The organism is Paraburkholderia aspalathi (assembly GCF_900116445.1).
GTDB lineage: Bacteria > Pseudomonadota > Gammaproteobacteria > Burkholderiales > Burkholderiaceae > Paraburkholderia > Paraburkholderia aspalathi.
In genome coordinates, this window is the sequence record NZ_FPBH01000005.1 from 202,929 (window position 1) to 222,192 (window position 19,264).

The window sequence follows — 19,264 nt, forward strand, 5'->3', positions numbered from 1 at the left end:
TGCTGCGACGCTGCGCCCTCAGAGTCGGCTAAAGCAGCCCCATACACACGGCTGCAACGATCGACCCGATCACCAACACCGTGCCGACGGTTTTGCGTTTGTTCAATTCCGTCCAAAGCAGGACGCCGGTGAGCGACAGCAAAATGATGCTGCCCGCCAGCGTATCGATCAGCAGCACCCAGCCGACGCTCAAGCCGACGCCCTTGTGCAGATTCGTGAGCGTCACGAGAAACGAGTTTTCACTGCGTTTGACCGTCACATAGCCATTGCCGACCCAATACTCCGCGGCGGTGCTTTCGTGCGGCGACGAAAAGGTGAGCTGCCAGTGCTCGGGCTGAAGCACGCTGCGATCGCCCCACGCGACCGGATGCGCGGGCTCTTTCTGCGCGCGTCCCGGCGTACCGGCCAGTTTCAGTTCATGCTTGAGCCACTTCCCGAGTTCGCGCGGCGTTTCCGGCGCCGGTTGCGGCAACGGCACCTGCACGACCGACACCTGCGGGTCGCCGGTCGACACCTTGAGCGGCCCGCCACGATGATTCAACAGGAAACCGGTGGTGCCGAACAGCAAACCCAGCGCAGCGCCCCACAACCCGATCCAGCCATGCACTTTGCGCAGCCATTTAACGAAGGTGGCGCGGCGCGAACGCTGCTGCCGTGCCCTCAGTTCGTCACGGTCGAGCCGCTGCGGTTCGACCGCCTCGGCGTCGATGGCCTCAGCCGGTCGGAATTCAATAGCCTCGGGTACGCTCACGTTTCACTCCAGGTGCGCAACAGGTTGTGATAGCAACCGACGAGGCTGCGTCGCGCGGCATCGTCGGCATGCGTGGCGTTCAGACGTTGAATCGCCGTGTCCATATCGAATAGCAAAGCGCGCTGCGTGTCGCTGCGCACGAGGCTTTGCACCCAGAAGAAGCTGGCGAGGCGCGCACCGCGCGTGACCGGCGTGACCTGATGCAGACTGGTGGCGGGATAGACGATCATGTCGCCCGCTGGCAGCTTGACCTGTTGCACGCCGTAGGTATCTTCGACAACGAGCTCGCCACCGTCGTATTCGCCGGGTTCGGAGAGGAATAGCGTCACCGACACATCCGTGCGCAGCTTCACGCCGTTGGGCAGCACCCGCACTGCACCGTCCACATGGCTGCCGAATTCCATACCGCCTTCGTAGCGATTGAAGAGCGGTGGGTAGACCTGATTCGGCAGCGCCGCGCTTATGAAGAGCGGGTTGCGTTCGATCGACGCGAGAATCACGTCGCCGAGTTCACGCGCGATCGGTGAATGCTCGGCGATCTGCTGGTTGCGTTTGACCGGCGCGCCCTGATAACCGGCGGTGGCGCGGCCGTCGACCCATGCGTCGCCGGCGCTATCGAGCCGCTCGCGCACAAAGCGCAACTGCTCGGCGTTCAGTACATTCGGAATGTGCAGCAGCATCTTGAGTTTCCTTGGCCTCGTTACGTCGGCCTGCCGTTTGCGAGAACGGCAAGCCTACCGTATCAATGAGGCACGCTTCAGAACCGGTAGTCGAACGTCGCCAGCAGCGTGCGTCCAATCCCCGGCACCGAACGGCCACCGTCCGACTGGATGAGCGCGTCGTAGTACATCTTGTTCGTCAGGTTCAGCAGATTCAGCCGAACGTCGTATTTCTTCGCGTGATAGGCGGCAGTCGCATCCCAGCGCGTGTAGCCCGGCACCTGCACATAGTTCGTGTTCGACGCGTAGCGCGGCGACATGTAAGTCGGGCCGCCGCCGATTTCCCAGTGCGGCGTGAGCGCGTAGGTGGTCCAGAACGTGAGCGTATTGCGCGGCGTGTTGGCCGGTGTGTGCCCCTGGGTGCCGTCGAGCGCCTTCAGGACGATGGCGTCCATGTAGGTGTAGCCACCGAACACTTGCCACTTGTCGGTAATGTGGCCCGTCACGCCGGCCTGGAAACCGTCGACGCGGATGTCGCCGTCGAGTTCGTATTCGGTCGGCGAGACTTGCGTACGGGCGTTAGTCATTTCCTCGCGGAAGAACGCGGAGTTCACCGAAATATTGCCGCCCAGCAGATCCCACTTGCCACCGATTTCATACGACCTGGTGGATTCCGGCGCGAGATTCTGCGTCAGGTTGGTGACCGTCAGCGCTTCGAGAGACGGATCGAACGACGTGCCGTACGACACGTAGTACGACTGCCAGTCGGTCGGCTGATAAATCACGCCGGCGCGAACGCTGGTGAAGAAGTTCGTTTGCGTCGCGTAGCCCGGCAGGCTGACCGTGTTGTGGATCTGCGCCTGGAAGCGATCCCAACGCAAACCGCCAATCACCTTCCAGTGCTGACCGAGCGACACCGTGTCGTTCACGTACGCGCCAATTTCGTTCGAGCCGGAGTCGGCGCGGTTGCCGATCGTGGTGGTCACACCGGCAGGCGATGACAGATACGCCGGGTTCACCATCGAAACAACCGGCAAGTTGTTGCGCGTGTAGGCCTGATTCGAATAGCTGTCGTGACCCAGATCGACCCCGGCAATCAACTCGTGCTTGATCGGCCCAGTGTCGAATTTGTACTGAAGCGAAGTGTCGTTGTACAGCGAGTGGTTTTCGATTACACGGTCATGGCTTTGCAACTTGATGAACAGTTGCGAAGGCGACAGCGTCGTGAAATTGCCATTGGTCAGCGCCGTACTGGTGGCGAGCGGCCCCGTCAGCACCGCTTGCGGCGCGGTTTCGCGCGCATCGGTCATCGAGTGCGAGAACTGCGTCTGGTTGGTCAGCGCAAGCTGGTCCGAGAACTTGTGTTTAATCACGGCGGTGAACGTCTGCACGTCCTGAATCGTGCGATCGGTGGTCAAGCCATAAAACGTGTTCTTCGGTACCGGCGACGGGCGGCCGTTCAACGCCTGCACGCCGTAGTCAGGCATGTCGTAGTTGTGCTGGATCAGCGCGGAGATCGTCACTTCAGTCGGCGTGCCGATGCCGAAGCGCACTTCCGGCGCAATACCGTAGTCCTTGTTCTTCATCTCGTCGCGCGTCGAACCGAGGCTTTGGCCGAATGCGTTCAGGCGAATCGCGGAGGTGTCCGTCAGCTTATGGTTCACGTCGACGGTGCTGCGATAGCGGTCGTCGGTGCCGATCATGCCCGTGACTTCCGCCGAGTCTTTCAGGTTCGCCTTCTTGCTGACCTGGTTGATCACGCCACCCGTCGAGCCACGGCCGAACAACATCGACGACGGACCGTACAGCACTTCGAGTTCTTCGAGGTCGAAAGTGTCGCGATAGTACTGGTTGCGATCGCGGAAGCCGTCCAGATAGATGTCGTTCTGCGCGGTGAAGCCGCGCAAGTTGATGTTATTGCCGATCTGGCCGCCTTCGGCCCCGCCGATCGTCACGCCCGGCGCATTGCGCAGCGCGTCCTGGAACGACGTGGCGCCTTGGGAGGCGAGCACCGCCTTGTTGATCACCGTCACCGTCTGCGGAATGTCGCGCAATGCGGTGGGCGTCTTGGCGCCGACCGTCGAGCGTTCTGCCTGGAAGTCCTGTTGTTCAGCCTGCGCCGCGACGCCGATGGTCGGCAAGGTCGCGTTGTCGGCCGCTGCGGGCGACGGCGCGTTTTGCGCCGACGGCTGCGACGCAGCTTGCGGTGCGGTCTGCGCGACGACGGGCGTCGCAAATGGAACGGCAAAAGCTAGCGCTAACGCAGTCGCAAGCGGCGTGTGATTGAACATGGGAAATCCCGTCGGAAGTGCGCTTGCCCGATCCGCATGCTCGACATGGAATCAATGACAAAACCGCAATTGGCTGGCTGCCGGTCTCCTGCTTGGAGCAGGAACGACGGGATGGCTGGCTAGTTGTTAAATGAGAATCGATATCATTCCATACGCATAACGACGCATCAATCGCGGCGAACCTTACCTGATGTAATGGAATTGTTTCTAATTTTTACCAACGTTGGGAATACGTAATTTTCGAAGTTTCGTGGTCAGCTAAAAATTACTTCTTTGTAATGTTAAGCAGCCTGACTGATGGCGGTTCTGGATATTTGTTAGACAAATATTCAGGCACGTGTATATCCTCGATAAACACATCAACTTCTCTCAACACTCATCAGACCTGATATCAATGACCCGGGTGATATCGCTCGGCGATGAAAGCACATGTCACTTAAGCAAATCAGTCGAGCCGGCCAAAAAGCTTTCTAAAAGCTAACGCTTCGCCGCGCTTGCGTGTGCCGGGGGCCGAACGCGAAATCGCCACACCGTTTATCCTTTTTACAACACCGCATACCGCAACCGTCCCATCCATCTTCGGAGTTGAGCATGCAATACCGCAAATTCGGCCGCACCGGCCTGACCGTTTCGCGCCTGTGTCTCGGCACGATGACCTTTGGCCTGCAGACTGAAGAAGACGTTTCGCAGCGGATTCTCGACACGGCGGCGGACGCCGGCGTGAACTTCATCGATACCGCCGACGTTTATCCGCTCGGCGCCGGCGAAAGTAATGCTGGACGCACGGAGGAGATCGTCGGACGGTGGCTGAAGGGCAAACGCGACCGCTTCATTCTGGCGACGAAGGCGGTCGGCAAAATGGGGCCGTCAGCGTGGGATCAAGGCGCGTCGCGCAAACATCTGCTGGATGCGATCGACGCATCGCTGCGGCGGCTCGGCACGGACTACGTGGACCTGTACCAGCTCCATTCCGACGACGCGAACACCCAGCTCGATGAGACGCTCGAAGCACTGGACGTGATCGTGCGATCCGGGAAGGCGCGGTATATCGGCGTGTCGAATTTCCTGGCGTATCGGCTGGCGCGGGCGCTGGGTCGCGCCGATGTGCTGCGCGTGGCACGATTTGTATCGGTGCAGCCCCGCTATAACCTGTTGTTCCGGCAGATCGAGCGAGAATTGTTGCCCTTGGCGGATGAAGAGCAACTAGCCGTGATTCCCTATAACCCGCTGGCAGGTGGTTTGCTGACTGGTAAGCATCGGGTGGATGCTGCGCCCACATCCGGGCGATTCACCGAAACCGTCGGGAAAGCGGGAGCCGTCTATCAGGAGCGGTACTGGCATCCGCGTGAGTTCGAAACGATCGAGAAACTGAAGGCGATCGCTACGCCGACGGGCGAGTCTTTGACTCGGATTTCTCTTGCGTGGGTGCTGGCGAATCCGCTGATTACGTCCGCGATTATTGGCGCCAGTAGCGCCGAGCAGTTGAGCGACACGCTGTCGACTTCGGAGCTTGTGCTCGATGCACAGGTTAAGACACAGCTTGATGAGGTGAGTCACGAATATCGATGGGGTGATGCGGCTAGGTAGTGGGATGCCGATGACGGCGGCGCCGGTTGCCGGCCCGCCGCCATCGAAGGCACAGAATTTACCGTCCGTATCGAAGCACCGTACTCGCCGCAGCGAGCACATGATCCTTCATCGCCGCCAGCAACGCGTCGCGCGTCAATCCTGCCGGCAATGCGTCCGGCGCTAAATCAAGCGCATAAACCTGCGCAACATAGTGATGCGGGATGTCCCCAACCGGCGGGCAGGGTCCGTAATAGCCAGGGCCACCCGTCCGGTTCGTGCCGGCCACGCTACCGGCCGGCGTCACGCCTGCACCAAGCCCGGTCGCCGACGGCGCAACGCCATACATCACCCAGTGGACAATGCCCAGACCCTTCGCGCCGTCCGGATCGAAAATAGTAATGGCGTAACTCTTCGTGCCGGCAGGCGTGTTCCGCCATTGCAAGGCCGGCGACACATTTCCGCCACCGCAATTATTCGCGCTCGCCGCATGGCTCGAATCCAGCGTGCCGCCGTCGGTCAAACCGGGCGAAGACAGAGCAAATGCATCGGCCGCGCGGGCACTCGCTGCAGCAAAAGTCAGCACGGCGCACATGCTGACAAATAACAGGCGTCGTGCAACGCCAGCGGTATGGCTTCGAATCATTGTTGGCTTCCCCGGGTATAAGTTAGCTAAGCTGAAAAAGGTCGTGCCGCAACAAACGCGTGTCACGGCCACCGGTGACAAACGTATCGATCGGTCGCTTTATTCCGTCGACGCGCTACGAAGTCATCCGTAATTCACGCCTCACTTGAACCGGCCCGTCCGCTCATTCGCCTCCGGCAACTGCCGCGTCTCACGCAGTGACTTCGGATGCCACAAGCGCGCGCCGCCCTCGATCCCCGCATCGTTCGATACGGTCGCGACGTTCGCGGGCAACTTGAACGTCAGCCGCGCCGCGTTGCCACCGCCGATCCACAGCTTGTCGTAGTTCACCAGCGAATTGAGAATGCCGATTATCTTCTCGACCCGGCGATTCCAGCGCTTGTTTCCCGCCTTCTCGCGCGCCGCGTCGCCGATGTATTCGTCGTACGCCACCCCCTTCTTGCTGACCGGATGATGCGCGAGCTCGAGGTGAGGCATCAACTCGCCATCGCGGAACAGCGCCGTGCCCGCGCCCGTGCCAAGCGTCAGTACGAGCTCGATCCCATGACCTTCGATCGCGGCAAAGCCCTGCATCTCCGCGTCGTTGATCATGCGCACCGGCAGACCGCCGAGGCGCTGCGCCAGCGAATCCGCAAGCGGAATGTCGTGCCAGCCTTCAACGCCAAAATGCGGCGCCGTCAGAATACGGTTGTTGCGCACCACGCCCGGGAAGCCAATCGACATCAGCGTGGGCGGCTCTTTTTCGACTAGCGGCTCGACCAGCTTCACCAGCGCATCCACCAGTTGATCCGGCGTGCACGGATGCGGCGTCGGCACGCGCAAGCGGTCCGTTTTCATCTTACCGTCCGCATCGATGATCGCGGCTTTCAAACCCGTGCCACCGACATCGATCGCCAGAATCCGCTCGGTACTGCTTTTTACTTTCGTCTTACGTGTGGCCACGGTGTCCCCCGATTGTGTTGGTGCGCCTCATGGAATTACTTCTTTTCGACTGCATCCTGCTTCAAAGGCCGCCATGCGTGGCCGTCGCGTGCGAGCAGTGCGTCTGCTTCGGCAGGCCCCTCGCTGCCGGCTGCGTAACCATGCACCGGAATCGCGCCGCCGGTTTTCGGGTGCAGCACGTCGTCCACCGCGCACCAGCTCGTTTCGATGCTGTCGGCGCGCTGGAACAGCGTCTCGTCACCCAGCATGCAGTCGTACAGCAAGGTCTCGTAGCCGACGTTGGCCCGTTCGGCGAAGAAGTCCGCGTAGTCGAACGACGACTGCACCGCGCCGATCTGCATCACCGGCCCTGGCGTCTTCACATTGAAATCGAAACTCGTGCCGTGCGCGGGATCGATGCGCAAGGTCAGCACATTCGGCGTGAGCGCGTCGACCGGCGTATCGCGGAACAGACGGAACGGGACCGGCTTCAGTTGCACCGAGATCTCCGTACGGCGCGCAGCGAGCCGCTTACCGGTGCGCAGATAGAACGGCACACCCGCCCAGCGCCAGTTCTCCACATACACGCGGGCGGCGGCGTAGGTTTCGGTCGTGCTGTCCGGTGCGACGTCCGGTTCCTCGCGATAGCCGATGCCCGCCGGACCCCTTTCGTATTGACCGAAGACGACGTCGTCAGCAGTCAACGGCTGGATCGCGTCGGAGATTTCGGCCTTCTTGTCGCGCACGGCTTCGGCGTCGAACGAATTGGGCGGTTCCATTGCGACCATGCCGAGCAGTTGGAACAGGTGGTTCGGCAGCATGTCGCGGAACGCGCCGGTCTGCTCGTAAAACTTGCCGCGTCCCTCCACGCCGATCGTTTCGGCCGCGGTGATCTGCACGCTGTCGATATATTCGCGCCGCCAGATCGGCTCGAACAACGCATTCGCAAAGCGCACCGCGAGAATGCTCTGCACGGTGTCCTTGCCGAGAAAGTGATCGATGCGATACACCTGCGACTCGTCCGCGTACGACAGAATGTGCGCGTTCAGATCGCGCGCCGAAGCGAGATCGGTGCCGAATGGCTTCTCGATCACGATGCGGCGGAAGCCGCCCGCATCGCCCTCACCTTCTTTCAGCAAACCCGCTTTGCCGAGATGCTCGACGATCGGCTTGAAGAAACGCGCAGTGACCGCCAGGTAAAAAATCACATTGCCACCCGGCGATTGATCGAGCTTTTGCTTGAGCTTCGCGAACGTGTCGTCGGTTTCGAATTCACCGGCCATGTATTCGAGCCGTTGCGCGACCCAGTCCCACGCTTTGTCGTCGAGCTTCCCGGCGTGGAACGTGCTGGCTTTGTCGGCGGCGAACTGTTGCAGCGACTTATGCAAATCTTCGCGCCATACGCTCGTCTCGCGTTCGCCGTGATTCACGCCGATGATCTTCATGCCGTCGTCGAGCAGACCGTCCACGGCGAGGTTGTACAGCGCGGGCATCAGCAAGCGTTTGGTCAGGTCACCGCCCGCGCCGAAGATCACCAGCGTGCAAGGCGGCGCAGGCCGTTTGCCGGCCGGCGACGATGGCGCGTCATGCGGACCCGCGCTGACTTTGCAACTGGGTTCACGAGCGGCGGAAGTTGGGGTGTTCGGAGTAGTCGACATGGGATTCGCTTATGGAAGCTACTTGGTTACCGCCGTTACCAGCGCGGGCGCAGGTTCGGGCGCGGACTCAGTTGGGCAGGCGGGAGCCGGCGCCGAAGTCGACGTGGGGATCGGCGCCCGATCCGGTTCGCCAGCCAAGGGCACATTGCCGGATGCGCCCATCGCCCTCGGTTGCAGCAGCAGTGCCACCAGGCCGCTCCAGCCGGTTTGATGCGAAGCACCCACACCACGTCCGTTGTCGCCATGGAAATACTCATGGAACAGCACGAGATCGCGCGACCGCGGGTCAGCCTGCAATAGCGGATATGCACCCATCACCGGACGTTCGCCGTTCTTGTCCTTCAGGAACAGAGTGGTCGCGCGGCGCGCCAGTTCGTCGCCGATTTCGCTGAGCGAAAACTTCTGCCCTGAGCCGGTTGGATATTCGACGCGGAAGCCATCGCCGTAGTAGCGATGAAATTCGTAGAGCGATTCAATCAGCAAATAGTTCACCGGCATCCACACCGGTCCGCGCCAGTTCGAATTGCCGCCGAACACGCGGGTGTCGGACTCGGCCGGCAGATACTTGACCGTCACGCTGGTGCCGTTGTGGTTGAACTCGAACGGATGGTCGCGATGGAATCGCGACAGCGCCCGCACGCCGTGATCGGAGAGAAATTCGCTTTCGTCGAGCGCCCGGCGCAGCAACGCTTTCATCCGATGCCCGCGCAGAAGCGAGAGCAGTAACGCATTGCCCTTGCCAGGCTCGTTCCAGCGCGAAACCAGCTTCGCCAGATCGGGGCGATGCTCGAGGAACCAGACGAGCCGCTCGCGCAGACCCGGCAAGTGACCATGCAAACGTTCTTCAAGCACATGCACGGCGAAAAGCGGAATCAGGCCGACGATCGAGCGCAGGCGCATCGGAATATTGCTGCCGTCGGGCAGGCGCAATTTGTCGTAGAAGAATTCGTCTTCGCTGTCCCATAGACCGGTATCGCAACCGTCGTCGCAACTCACGGCCTCGGCGATATACAGGAAGTGCTCGAAAAACTTCACGCCGATGTCGACGAACACGTGGTTCGCATACGCGAGTTCAAGCGCGATCCGCATCAGGTCGAGCGCGTATGCCGCCATCCAAGCAGTGCCGTCGGACTGATCGATGTGACCGCCCGTCGGCAGCGGCGACGAGCGGTCGAAGATACCGACGTTGTCCAACCCGAGAAAGCCGCCCTGGAAAACGTTACGGCCATCCGCGTCCTTGCGGTTCACCCACCACGTGAAGTTCAGCAAAAGCTTGTGAAACACGAGCTCCAGAAAATCCCGATCCGCCTTGCCGGTCAGCGCGCGGTCGATTTCATAGACGCGCCACGCGGCCCAGGCATGCACGGGCGGATTCGCGTCGCCGAGCGCCCACTCGTAGGCCGGCAGTTGACCATTCGGATGCTGATAACGGTCTTTCACCAGCAGCAACAATTGACGCTTGGCAAACGCGGGATCGATCAGCGCGAACGCGGCCGCATGAAACGCCAGATCCCATGACGCGTACCACGGGTACTCCCACTTGTCGGGCATCGACACGATGTCCGCGTTACACAGATGCCGCCAGTCCACATTGCGGCCGCGTTTGCGCGACGCAGGCGGCGTGGGTTGCAGCGGATCCCCTTCGAGCCAGCGTTGCACGTCGTACTGGTAGTACTGCTTGGACCACAGCATGCCGGCGAGCGCCTGGCGCTGCACGAGGCGCGCGTCGGGATCGGTGATCTCGTGCTGCAGCGCGCCATAGAATTCATCGGCCTCGGCGATGCGGTGAGCGAACACTGCATCCGCATCGAGTTGCGCGTCGTCCGGCGCCGACTGCGGACGCCAGCGCATATACACCACGGCGCGGCCATGCGGCCCGAGTTCAATCGACGCGTGCGCGCCCGCCTTGGTGCCGGCGTCGCGGCGGACCGCCTGTTCGTCGCTGTGGACGAGGTAGTCGTTGAAGCCGTCCTTGAACGGCCCGGCGCCCTCCATGTTGAACAGACGCTTGACGTTGGTGTCGTTTTCGCAGAACAGCCACGCCATCTGCGGCGCGTCTTTCGACCACGCTGTCACGACGATCGGATCATGGCCATGCTGCTTGCCGATCAAATGGACTTCACCGTTGTGGTCCTTGCCCGCGACCAGCGACGGCTTGTCCTTGTTCTCCTTCCACGACCACGAATTGCGCGCCCAGATCTGCGGCAGCACGTCGAGCGAAGCTGCCTCGTCCGCGCGGTTCTCGATCGTCACACGCATCAGGATGTCATCGGGCGCGTGCTTCGCGTATTCGACCTGCACGTCGAAGTAACGGCAATCGTCGAACACGCCGGTGTCGAGGATTTCGTATTCCGGCATGTCGCCATCACGCCGCGCGTTTTCCTGCACGAGATCGTCGTACGGAAAGGCGGCGTGCGGGTACTTGTAGAGCATCCGCATGTACGAATGCGTCGGCGTGCCGTCGACGTAGAAGTACAGCTCCTTCACGTCCTCGCCGTGATTGCCCTGCGCGTTGGTGAGGCCAAACAGACGTTCCTTCAGGATCGGGTCTTTGCGGTTCCACAGCGCGAGCGACACGCACCAGCTGAGTTTGTCGTCGCCGAAACCGGCGATGCCGTCTTCGCCCCAACGGTAAGCGCGGCTGCGTGCGTGGTCGTGAGGGAAAGAGTCCCAGGCGGTGCCGTCCGCGCTGTAATCCTCGCGGACCGTGCCCCACTGACGCTCGCTGAGATACGGCCCCCAGCGTTGCCAATGGGCACAGTCGGCGGAGTGCAGGCGGGAACCTTCGATCGTGTCGAGCAGATTGGCAGCGCGCAGCGGTGGCATGACTACGTCCTTGCGTCGGGCCTGGCGGTGGGACTCACATCGTAGCGCGGTTTAAGGGGCGATGGACTCCAATCGGGCAAGCAGGTTTTCGAGGCGCAGCAACTCGCCGAGCGACCACGCCTGAAACGGCGTACCGGCGGGCGTGTGCGGCGCATCGCCGTCGGCGATTTCGGAGAGATGGTCGAGGCCGGCGTGATCGAGATGCGCGTACAGCGGATCGAGAAAGCGCGCTTTGGCTTGGGCACGGGCATCCGGCTCTGCGCCGTGGACCCGCAGCCACGCTTCAACGAATGGGCCTAGCAGCCATGGCCAGACCGTCCCTTGATGGTAGGCACCATCCCGCTCCAGCGGCGTGCCGCCGTAGTGCCCGCGGTAGGCAGGATCGGACGGGGCGAGCGTTCTCAGGCCAAGCGGCGTGAGCAGGTGCGCTTCGACCTGATCGACCACCGCGCGCGCCGCCGCGCCTTCGAGTAACGGAAACGGCAGGCCGCCTACGGCAAAGATCTGATTTGGGCGGATCGAGCGGTCAACGGCGCCTTTCACGAAATCCACGTCGACGTTATCGACGAGCGCTTGCGTCGACGGATCGGTAAAACGTTCATGAAACGCTTGCAGCGCTCGGTCCGCAGCTTGCTGCCATTGCCGATTCCACGTTGCTGCAATGCGCAATGCGTTGATCCAGAGCGCCTGCACTTCCACGGGTTTGCCGATGCGTGGCGTGACCACCCAGTCGCCGACCTTTGCGTCCATCCACGTGAGTTGCACGCCGGGTACGCCGGCGCTCAGCAGGCCGTCGTCGGTGGAGGCTTTGATGTTGAAGCGCGTGCCGTTCGTGTAGCCCGTGAGGATGGTCTCGACCGCCTGCTGCAACCGTGTTCGGGTGTCGGCTTTTGGGTGGTTCGTTGCCAGATAGTCGTGAACGGCGATGACGAACCATAACGATGCATCGACGGAGTTGTATTCCGGGGTGTCGCCGTAGTCGGGAAAGCGATTCGGCAGCATGCCTTCGGACAAGGTGCCCGACCATTCGAGCAGGATCGCTTCGGCTTCGTCGAGGCGCTCCGTTGCGATCAGCAAGCCGCGCATGGCGATGAACGTGTCGCGGCCCCAATCGGTGAACCAGGGAAAGCCGGCGAGGATCGTGCGGCCTTCGTTACGGGCTACGAGGTAGGCATCGGCGGAACGTTGCAGGCGTGAGCCGAGTGCGCTGCGGCGCTGCTGTTCGATGTGTGCGAGTTCCGTTGCATGGGAGGCGGCTGGTTTGGCACTTGCCGGCACCGCCGCCGAGGACGCGATCGACGCGCTGAGGATCATCACCGCTTCGCCGTCGGCGAGATTGAAGCTGAACACGCCTGGCGTAGCGAGGTCTTCGCTGAAGTCGAGGCCACGCTCGCGCTCGCGAACGTAGCAGAAGTTTCGGTACCAATCCGGTGCGTGCGTGTAGACGCCATTGGTCGCCGCACTGATGACCGGCAGGTCGCCATAAGGTTGCCAATTCACGCACGCCTGATCGCTGCTTGTCTGCGCCTTGAAATTGAACGCGGGGTTTTCGTGGTGCAGTGCATGGTAATCGCGCCCGGAGAGCAAGGGCCTGACTTTCAGGTTGAACGTGCCCGCGCCAGAAGCCGCTACTGCGCCTTCCAGCCGCCAACGCAAAACCGTTTCACGCGTCGCCTTGCTCACGAACACTTCCGCTATCAGCGTTACCTGCGGATCAAGTTGCAAACGCCATGTCGGCCACGGGTCGGTGTCGAACGAGAGAAGACTCGCCGTCGGGTCGGGATAGATCACGTCCGGCATGTATCGCTGCATGCTCAACGGATAACGCTGGCCGTTCGCTTCGAGCCACGCTTCCACCCCGTTCACGAGTACCACGCGCCCGCCAGGCGCGCGCGTGGCCGTGAGCAGCAAGGCCTGATAGCGGCGCGTGCGCAGCGTGCCGACGGTTCCCGAAGCGAAGCCGCCGAAGCCATCGGCCTCGAGCCATTCGTCTTCGAGACGCGTGATGTCGAAAGGTCGTTCGATGCGTGTCATGGACCTGCCAAAGTATGCGAAGCGCAAATCGTTCGGTGTGCCAGGGCTTCAGCCGTGTGGCGCTAACGTGACCATTCTCCTGCTTACTGCTTTCCAATTGCTTTCTAATAGCCAACATTGCGACCTAAGTCTATCCACTCGCAAACGTTTCACAATTATTTCTCGAAAGGAATGGAGACTGCATCCGCCGTCACAAATTGGATGCAGACATGAGAACAGACACCCGCCTCGCCAGCGCCGTCTTCGTTGCACTCGCAACTTTCGCGTTGAGCGGTTGTGGCGCCGATGACTCCGGCTCGAGCTCAACATCTTCATCGCCAACCGCCGGGAACAACGCTGCCGCGCAAAGCGCCACGACGGCCCCAGCAGCGGCAATGCTCAACGCATCAGCGCCACTCGCAGCCGACCCTGCCGCTGCATCCGATCCGATCACACAAAACATGCAGGCGAGCCTCGCTGCCGACAGCCAGCAAGTCACGCCCGTGATGCATTACGCACCGGGCGACAACGCCAACAGCAACTGATCCGACTCCACCGGCGCGCGCGAGGCGCGCTATTCTTTCCCCACCCGCAGAAGGTGATATTCGATGACATCAAATAGCCGTCGCCGTTTCCTGCAGACCGTGGCTTCATCCGCCGGCGCTGCCGCCGCGCTGACCGCGCTGCCCGAGTCCATTCGCAATGCGCTCGCCGTGCCCGCGTTTTCGCGCACCGGCACGATCCGCGATGTCGAGCACATCGTCGTGTTCATGCAGGAGAACCGTTCGTTCGACCACTACTTCGGCCATATGCGCGGCGTACGTGGTTACAACGACCGCTTCCCGATTCCGCTGCCGGGTGGCAAGCAACCCGTGTGGTACCAGCCGTCGAAGGAGAACGCCGCGCAACCGGTGCTGCCGTTCCATCTGAACACAGCGACAACCAGTGCGCAATGTATCGGCGACCTCGACCACTCGTGGTACCCGACGCACTACGCGATGAACAACGGAGCGTACAACCAGTGGCCCCAGTACAAGACGGACATGACGATGGGCTACTACCTGCGTAGCGACATCCCGTTCCACTATGCACTGGCCGATGCGTTCACCGTGTGCGATGCCTATTTCTGCTCGCTGCCGGGACCGACGCACCCGAACCGGTCGTACCTGATGACCGGCATGGTCGATCCGACCGGCACCATGGGCGGCCCGCTGCTCGACAACAACGATTTCGTCGACAACGACGGTCCGCCGGCTTATCAGCTGCTCTCGTGGACCACGTATCCGGAACGCCTGCAAGCCGCGGGGATTACGTGGCAGGTGTATCAGCAGGGTCTGACCGGCGCCGATCCGTTGAACGGCAACTACGGCACAAACGTGCTGCAGAACTTCGCGAATTTCATCAACGCGCAGCCGGGCAGCGCCTTGTACGAGCGCGCGCAGACGGTGCGCACGATTGCGGACCTGAAGAACGACGTGCTCGCGGGTAATCTGCCGCAGGTGTCGTGGTTGTGCCCGCCGGCTGCATACTCCGAGCACCCGAGCTATACGCCCGCATACGGCGCGGAATACACGTCGCAGATTCTCGATGCGCTGACGTCGAATCCCGAAGTGTGGAGCAAGACCGTCCTGTTCATCATGTACGACGAGAACGACGGCTTCTTCGATCACCTCGTGCCGCCGCAACCGGCGACGACGCCGGCCCAGGGACAGTCGACCGTCAGCACCGACGGTGAGATTCACAACGTGGTGAATCCCGGCCGTGGCGGCAGCTACACCGCGGACGGTTTGCCGTATGGCCTCGGCCCGCGCGTACCGATGACGATCGTGTCGCCGTGGAGCAAGGGCGGCTTTGTGTGCTCGCAGGTGTTCGATCACACCTCGGTGATTCGCTTCATCGAAACGCGCTTTGGCGTCTATGAGCCGAACATCACCGCATGGCGCCGTGCCGTGTGCGGCGACCTGACCACCGCGTTTGACTTCCGCACGCCGGACTCCTCCGTACCTGCGCTCCCGGACACGAGCAACTACCAGCAGATCGCCAACGAGTGCTCGTCGCAGCCGAAACCCACGGTGCCCACCACGCCGGTGGCATTCGACCCGCAGGAAAGCGGCATCCGTTTCGCCCGTGCCTTGCCGTACGAGTTGCACGTGAATGGTCACGCGGACGTGAAGAAGAACACGTTTGACATCGCGTTTGCCAATAGCGGCAATCAAGGCGCGCATTTCTACGTGTACTCGACGAATCGCACGGATGGTCCGTGGCGCTATACCGTCGAAGCCGGCAAGTCGCTCAACGAGAGCTTCGATCTGACGACGACGAACGGTGTGTACGCGTTCGAGGTGTTTGGCCCGAATGGTTTCGTGCGCAAGTTTGCGGGTAATACGCAGGCGGCGACGGCGCAGACTGCGCAGGCAGCCTTTGGCGGACATGGCAACAACAAACCCGCCCAGCCCGAGATCAAGGTGCAATACGACGTTGCGAACGGCAATGTGTTTATCAAGTTCAGCAACAAGGGCGGCGGTATTGCCCGCCTGACAGTGACGGACAACGCGTATGGTGCGCGCACGCGTCCGGTGCTGGTGCCGGCAGGGGCGCACATCGAAGAGGCCTGGGTGCTGGCATCGAGCCATCACTGGTACGACTTGACGGTGACGAGTAACGACGACGCCAGCTTCTCGGTTCGTCTGGCTGGGCACGTTGAGAATGGCCGGCCGAGTATTAGTGACCCGGCGGCTGTGGCGCCGGTGTTGGTGGTGAATTAAAGCAAGGCGATGATGGACGGGCTTCGGTTGGGTGGCTGCTTTGTTGGGTTGCCTGATCGAAGCTCAGTTGCTCCGGGCTATTACGGCGAAGGAAAATTAGAACGGTCTTAGGCCGATTAGCCAAAGCTAGATAGTTAGCTTAGCAAAGTGAATTTTAAGAGAAGAGCGCATTTATAATCTGGCGGTCGTCAAAACAATGATGACCGGGTGTGAGAGCCCGACTGTTCCGATCGCATAACCTGTTGTGCAGGTCCGTGCGTTTGCCTTAGCGCGTCTTCAACGGGCGGGTGATGGCGAGGGGGCCGCAAGGCTCGCCGGCTTGTCGGGACACCGGTCTCTCAACCTCGCTACGTGCCCGCCCACCCGTTTGCAGCGAGTGTCGGGCGATTTCGAGAATCAACCGGAAATCGCGCCATGAGCAAACCCGCTGAAGCTCCATTTATGAACCCTCGTCTTTCGGTGAAGCCCGCTGAATATAAGCGACTTGCCGGCGAGGTACTGGAAGCAACCCGCACGTATGTGGAACGGCTTTCATCGCTGGCTATGCTGGCGAGGACGCTGCGCAAAGGTATCGCGATGAATCATTGCGACCGTCGCGACCAGATGTTGCTTGCGGAGTTGTTGGAGCGTACGGCACAGCAGTACGAAACCGAGGCGAACATCGAGCGAGGAAAGATCTCAGTCGTGATGGCCGATGCGGAGGAAGCGGAATTGAATGCTGCGCGCCGCAGGAAAGGGTTGGGTGAATCAGTGGCGCCGCGCACGAGAACGCGCAGGAAGCTCGGCTCAGGTGTAACGGCGCCGGCATAACACACGGCTGCGCTCTGCACGAATTAGCGGATAGCGTTACAGTAAATCTTCGCAACTGCTAGCCGCTGAGGGCGCCATGGACCGCAAAGCATTCACTGAAAGCCTCACGAAAGAAGGATTCCCCGAGGCCGTCGTTGTGACGCGGGAGGCGAACATCACGATGGACGTACACGAACATCCGTTCGAGGCGAAAGCGTTGATTCTGGAAGGCGAGTTGCACATACGCGTGGGCGACACCGAGCAGGTATACAAAGTCGGCGACGTCTTCCAATTACCGGCGAACAAGCCGCATGCAGAGCGTTACGGTCCGAATGGTGTGAAGTATTTGGTAGGAAGGAAGTAAGTAAGAAAACCCGCAGATGGCAGACGCACCCTGCAGGCGGGCGTGATCTGATATCACCAGCACGCCCGGCCTTCAGCAAAACGAATAACTCACGCCCCCAACAAGACCCCGGTCCTGAACGCCTTCTTCCCCGTAACACGCCCCAGCGGCGCCCCAGCCGTCACAAACCGAATCGCCCGCCGCATATAGAACACACCCTCGGTGTTGCTGCACAGCGTAGTGGTCTCATCCGTCAACGGATCGACGATATCGAACAGCGCCTGGCCAACTCGAATCGTGTCCCCGATCTTCGCGCGATGAATCAGAATTCCGCTAACAGGCGCATAGAACTGCTCGCTGCCAGCAAGAGGTGTAGCAGGTGCAAGCAACTCGGGCAAAGGCTTCACATCGAGCTTGATAGCCTTGCGCCAGACCAGATAGTCGACCAACGCGTCCGCATCCTCCTGCGCAACTTCATAAGACACATCCCGCTGCCCACGGCATTCCACAGTGACAGCAATCGCGCCATTCGGTACCGGCTTATCAGCAGGCATAGCTTGCTGCAGCTGCCACCACAACAAACTATGCGTCTCATCAAACGACTCCCCGCCCGAGTTAGTCGCCAGCAACGAAGCCTGCGCACCAAGATACCGTGACAGGGGTTCAAACTCAGGCCAGGCAGCTTCACTGGTATAGAGATGCATCGCCGCTTCCAACGAGCAATGCAGATCGATCACTACATCCGCATCGAAAGAAAGCTTCAGCAGCGCCAATTGCAGCGACTCGAACTCAGTCAACGGTTTCTGCTCGGCGAGTTCAGCAGCGATCAACTCGCGAACAATCCGCCGATTCTCCGCAGCATCCGAACCCAACGCATCCTTAGCCCGCTCCACCAGCTTCGAAAACTGCATGAAGTGTCGATTGAAGTTCTTGCCGCTGCCCAGATCGAAGCGCCCAAGAAACTGCCCGAGTACGTACTGTCCAAGCCCAACCGGATTCGCGACCGGCACCAGCACGATTTCCGCGTTCAACGCACCTTGCTTCTCCAGTTCAAGCAATCGACGCTTAAGCAAAACCGTCGTCAACATCGCCGGCGTTTCATCGGCATGCAGGGACGACTGGATATAAATCTTCTGTCCGCTATCCGCAGGACCAAAATGAAACGACACCAGTTCGCGGTGCGTGCCGATAGCCGGCGATAGAAGCGGAATCGATTGCTTATTCATGAGAGCGAGAAGCCTGGAGAAAAATATGAAGTGAGAAAATCAATTGCCATACGGATCGAAATCAAAGTACTTCTTCGCGATCTGCGCGTACGTACCGTCCTTGCGCATCGAAGCAATCGCCTCGTTAATGGACGCCTGCACCGCAGTCTCATCCTTGCGCAGACCGACACCCACGCCGCGATCACCCATCGAAAGCGGCTCGCCGACAAAAGCAAACCCCTTCCCCGCCGGCGTGCGCAAAAAGCCGTAGTCGGCCTCAACAGATCCGAGCAACGCGCCATCGAGGCGACCGTTCTGCAAGTCGGCGAACACCTCGTCCTGACTCTTATACGCGACCACGTGCACGCCAAGCGGCGCCCAATTCTTCAGCGCATAGCCCTCGAACTGCGTCCCCGATTGCACACCGATCTGCTTGCCGGCCAACGCATTCAACCCGCCCGCGAGCGCCGAACCTTGCCGCGCGATCAACCGCGATTTGAACTGGAACAGCTTCGACGAAAACAGAATCTGTTGCTCACGCTTCTCCGTGATCGCCATCGACGACAGGATTGCGTCGATCTTGCGCGCCTGCAGCGCGGGAATCATCCCCGAGAACTCGAGCTCGACCCACTGGCAATGCGCATGGATGCGCCGGCAGATCTCGTTGCCGAGGTCGACGTCGAAACCTTTGAAGCTGCCGTCGGGCGCCTTGGAATCCATCGGTGGATAGGTCGGATCGATACCGAGGCGCAGCGTGGCGGAGTCGGCGGCAAACGCAGCACTGCTGAAAGCCAGCGCGGCGCTCAAGATCATCAGCGGAATTTTCATGGG

The 19,264-nt window shown here is 60.9% G+C and carries 15 protein-coding genes; 5 read left to right on the forward strand and 10 right to left on the reverse strand.

The window, feature by feature from the left end:
• Positions 1-28 precede the first annotated feature (28 nt).
• From BM438_RS10700 to BM438_RS10710, 3 genes are all read right to left on the reverse strand, one after another.
• Complete coding sequence (locus BM438_RS10700; RefSeq protein ID WP_093634252.1) at positions 29-751, reverse strand: PepSY-associated TM helix domain-containing protein; 723 nt, start codon at positions 749-751, stop codon at positions 29-31.
• Positions 748-1,431: a Fe2+-dependent dioxygenase gene (locus BM438_RS10705; RefSeq protein WP_093634253.1), complete on the reverse strand. Its 684-nt coding sequence runs from the start codon at positions 1,429-1,431 to the stop codon at positions 748-750. The genes BM438_RS10700 and BM438_RS10705 overlap by 4 nt, the downstream gene beginning before the upstream one ends.
• Before the next feature lie 77 nt (positions 1,432-1,508).
• On the reverse strand, positions 1,509-3,701 hold the full coding sequence (locus BM438_RS10710; RefSeq protein ID WP_093634254.1) for a TonB-dependent receptor: 2,193 nt from the start codon (positions 3,699-3,701) through the stop codon (positions 1,509-1,511).
• 591 nt (positions 3,702-4,292) lie between these two features.
• Here BM438_RS10710 and BM438_RS10715 point away from each other — a divergent pair.
• Positions 4,293-5,288 carry an aldo/keto reductase gene (locus BM438_RS10715; protein WP_093634255.1) on the forward strand — a complete coding sequence of 332 codons (996 nt, stop codon included), beginning with the start codon at positions 4,293-4,295 and terminating at the stop codon, positions 5,286-5,288.
• A 58-nt stretch (positions 5,289-5,346) separates the two neighbouring features.
• Here BM438_RS10715 and BM438_RS10720 read toward each other — a convergent pair whose 3' ends face one another.
• From BM438_RS10720 to BM438_RS10740, 5 genes are all read right to left on the reverse strand, one after another.
• Complete coding sequence (locus tag BM438_RS10720) at positions 5,347-5,913, reverse strand: YbhB/YbcL family Raf kinase inhibitor-like protein (protein ID WP_093634256.1); 567 nt, start codon at positions 5,911-5,913, stop codon at positions 5,347-5,349.
• Between the two features lie 141 nt (positions 5,914-6,054).
• Positions 6,055-6,855 carry an ROK family protein gene (locus BM438_RS10725; RefSeq protein ID WP_093634257.1) on the reverse strand — a complete coding sequence of 267 codons (801 nt, stop codon included), beginning with the start codon at positions 6,853-6,855 and terminating at the stop codon, positions 6,055-6,057.
• A 35-nt stretch (positions 6,856-6,890) separates the two neighbouring features.
• On the reverse strand, positions 6,891-8,492 hold the full coding sequence (gene zwf / locus BM438_RS10730; RefSeq protein WP_093634258.1) for a glucose-6-phosphate dehydrogenase: 1,602 nt from the start codon (positions 8,490-8,492) through the stop codon (positions 6,891-6,893).
• An 18-nt stretch (positions 8,493-8,510) separates the two neighbouring features.
• On the reverse strand, positions 8,511-11,318 hold the full coding sequence (locus BM438_RS10735) for an MGH1-like glycoside hydrolase domain-containing protein (protein ID WP_093634259.1): 2,808 nt from the start codon (positions 11,316-11,318) through the stop codon (positions 8,511-8,513).
• Between the two features lie 51 nt (positions 11,319-11,369).
• Positions 11,370-13,352 (reverse strand): amylo-alpha-1,6-glucosidase, encoded by a 1,983-nt coding sequence (locus BM438_RS10740; protein ID WP_093634260.1) that lies wholly within the window; start codon positions 13,350-13,352, stop codon positions 11,370-11,372.
• Positions 13,353-13,561: 209 nt separating this feature from the next.
• On the opposite strand from BM438_RS10740, the gene BM438_RS10745 reads away from it, so the two are divergent.
• The 4 genes from BM438_RS10745 to BM438_RS10760 all read left to right on the forward strand — a co-directional run bounded on the left by BM438_RS10745 (position 13,562) and on the right by BM438_RS10760 (position 17,249).
• The gene (locus BM438_RS10745; RefSeq protein ID WP_093634261.1) at positions 13,562-13,876 is read left to right on the forward strand and encodes a hypothetical protein; all 315 of its coding nucleotides are present in this window, start codon (positions 13,562-13,564) and stop codon (positions 13,874-13,876) included.
• A gap of 63 nt (positions 13,877-13,939) precedes the next feature.
• Positions 13,940-16,096, forward strand: a complete 2,157-nt coding sequence (locus tag BM438_RS10750) for a phosphocholine-specific phospholipase C (protein WP_093634262.1) — start codon at positions 13,940-13,942, stop codon at positions 16,094-16,096.
• Between the two features lie 414 nt (positions 16,097-16,510).
• Entirely contained in the window at positions 16,511-16,906 is a 396-nt protein-coding gene (locus BM438_RS10755) for a hypothetical protein (RefSeq protein WP_167378366.1), read from the forward strand.
• A gap of 76 nt (positions 16,907-16,982) precedes the next feature.
• Positions 16,983-17,249, forward strand: coding sequence for a cupin domain-containing protein (locus BM438_RS10760; RefSeq protein WP_093634264.1), 267 nt, complete (start codon positions 16,983-16,985; stop codon positions 17,247-17,249).
• Positions 17,250-17,338: 89 nt separating this feature from the next.
• On the opposite strand, the gene BM438_RS10765 is transcribed toward BM438_RS10760, so the two are convergent.
• Both BM438_RS10765 and BM438_RS10770 read right to left on the reverse strand, forming a co-directional pair.
• Positions 17,339-18,454: a succinylglutamate desuccinylase/aspartoacylase family protein gene (locus tag BM438_RS10765; protein WP_093634265.1), complete on the reverse strand. Its 1,116-nt coding sequence runs from the start codon at positions 18,452-18,454 to the stop codon at positions 17,339-17,341.
• A 39-nt stretch (positions 18,455-18,493) separates the two neighbouring features.
• Positions 18,494-19,261: a transporter substrate-binding domain-containing protein gene (locus BM438_RS10770; protein WP_093634266.1), complete on the reverse strand. Its 768-nt coding sequence runs from the start codon at positions 19,259-19,261 to the stop codon at positions 18,494-18,496.
• Positions 19,262-19,264: the final 3 nt, after the last annotated feature.

What these genes read in the sequence shown, in the direction of transcription:
- BM438_RS10705 (WP_093634253.1), bottom strand. Translation starts at nt 1,431, where the DNA reads ATGCTGCTGCACATTCCGAATGTACTGAACGCCGAGCAGTTGCGCTTT.
- BM438_RS10710 (WP_093634254.1), bottom strand. Translation starts at nt 3,701, where the DNA reads ATGTTCAATCACACGCCGCTTGCGACTGCGTTAGCGCTAGCTTTTGCC.
- BM438_RS10715 (WP_093634255.1), top strand. Translation starts at nt 4,293, where the DNA reads ATGCAATACCGCAAATTCGGCCGCACCGGCCTGACCGTTTCGCGCCTG.
- BM438_RS10720 (WP_093634256.1), bottom strand. Translation starts at nt 5,913, where the DNA reads ATGATTCGAAGCCATACCGCTGGCGTTGCACGACGCCTGTTATTTGTC.
- zwf (WP_093634258.1), bottom strand. Translation starts at nt 8,492, where the DNA reads ATGTCGACTACTCCGAACACCCCAACTTCCGCCGCTCGTGAACCCAGT.
- BM438_RS10735 (WP_093634259.1), bottom strand. Translation starts at nt 11,318, where the DNA reads ATGCCACCGCTGCGCGCTGCCAATCTGCTCGACACGATCGAAGGTTCC.
- BM438_RS10740 (WP_093634260.1), bottom strand. Translation starts at nt 13,352, where the DNA reads ATGACACGCATCGAACGACCTTTCGACATCACGCGTCTCGAAGACGAA.
- BM438_RS10745 (WP_093634261.1), top strand. Translation starts at nt 13,562, where the DNA reads ATGAGAACAGACACCCGCCTCGCCAGCGCCGTCTTCGTTGCACTCGCA.
- BM438_RS10750 (WP_093634262.1), top strand. Translation starts at nt 13,940, where the DNA reads ATGACATCAAATAGCCGTCGCCGTTTCCTGCAGACCGTGGCTTCATCC.
- BM438_RS10755 (WP_167378366.1), top strand. Translation starts at nt 16,511, where the DNA reads ATGAGCAAACCCGCTGAAGCTCCATTTATGAACCCTCGTCTTTCGGTG.
- BM438_RS10760 (WP_093634264.1), top strand. Translation starts at nt 16,983, where the DNA reads ATGGACCGCAAAGCATTCACTGAAAGCCTCACGAAAGAAGGATTCCCC.
- BM438_RS10765 (WP_093634265.1), bottom strand. Translation starts at nt 18,454, where the DNA reads ATGAATAAGCAATCGATTCCGCTTCTATCGCCGGCTATCGGCACGCAC.
- BM438_RS10770 (WP_093634266.1), bottom strand. Translation starts at nt 19,261, where the DNA reads ATGAAAATTCCGCTGATGATCTTGAGCGCCGCGCTGGCTTTCAGCAGT.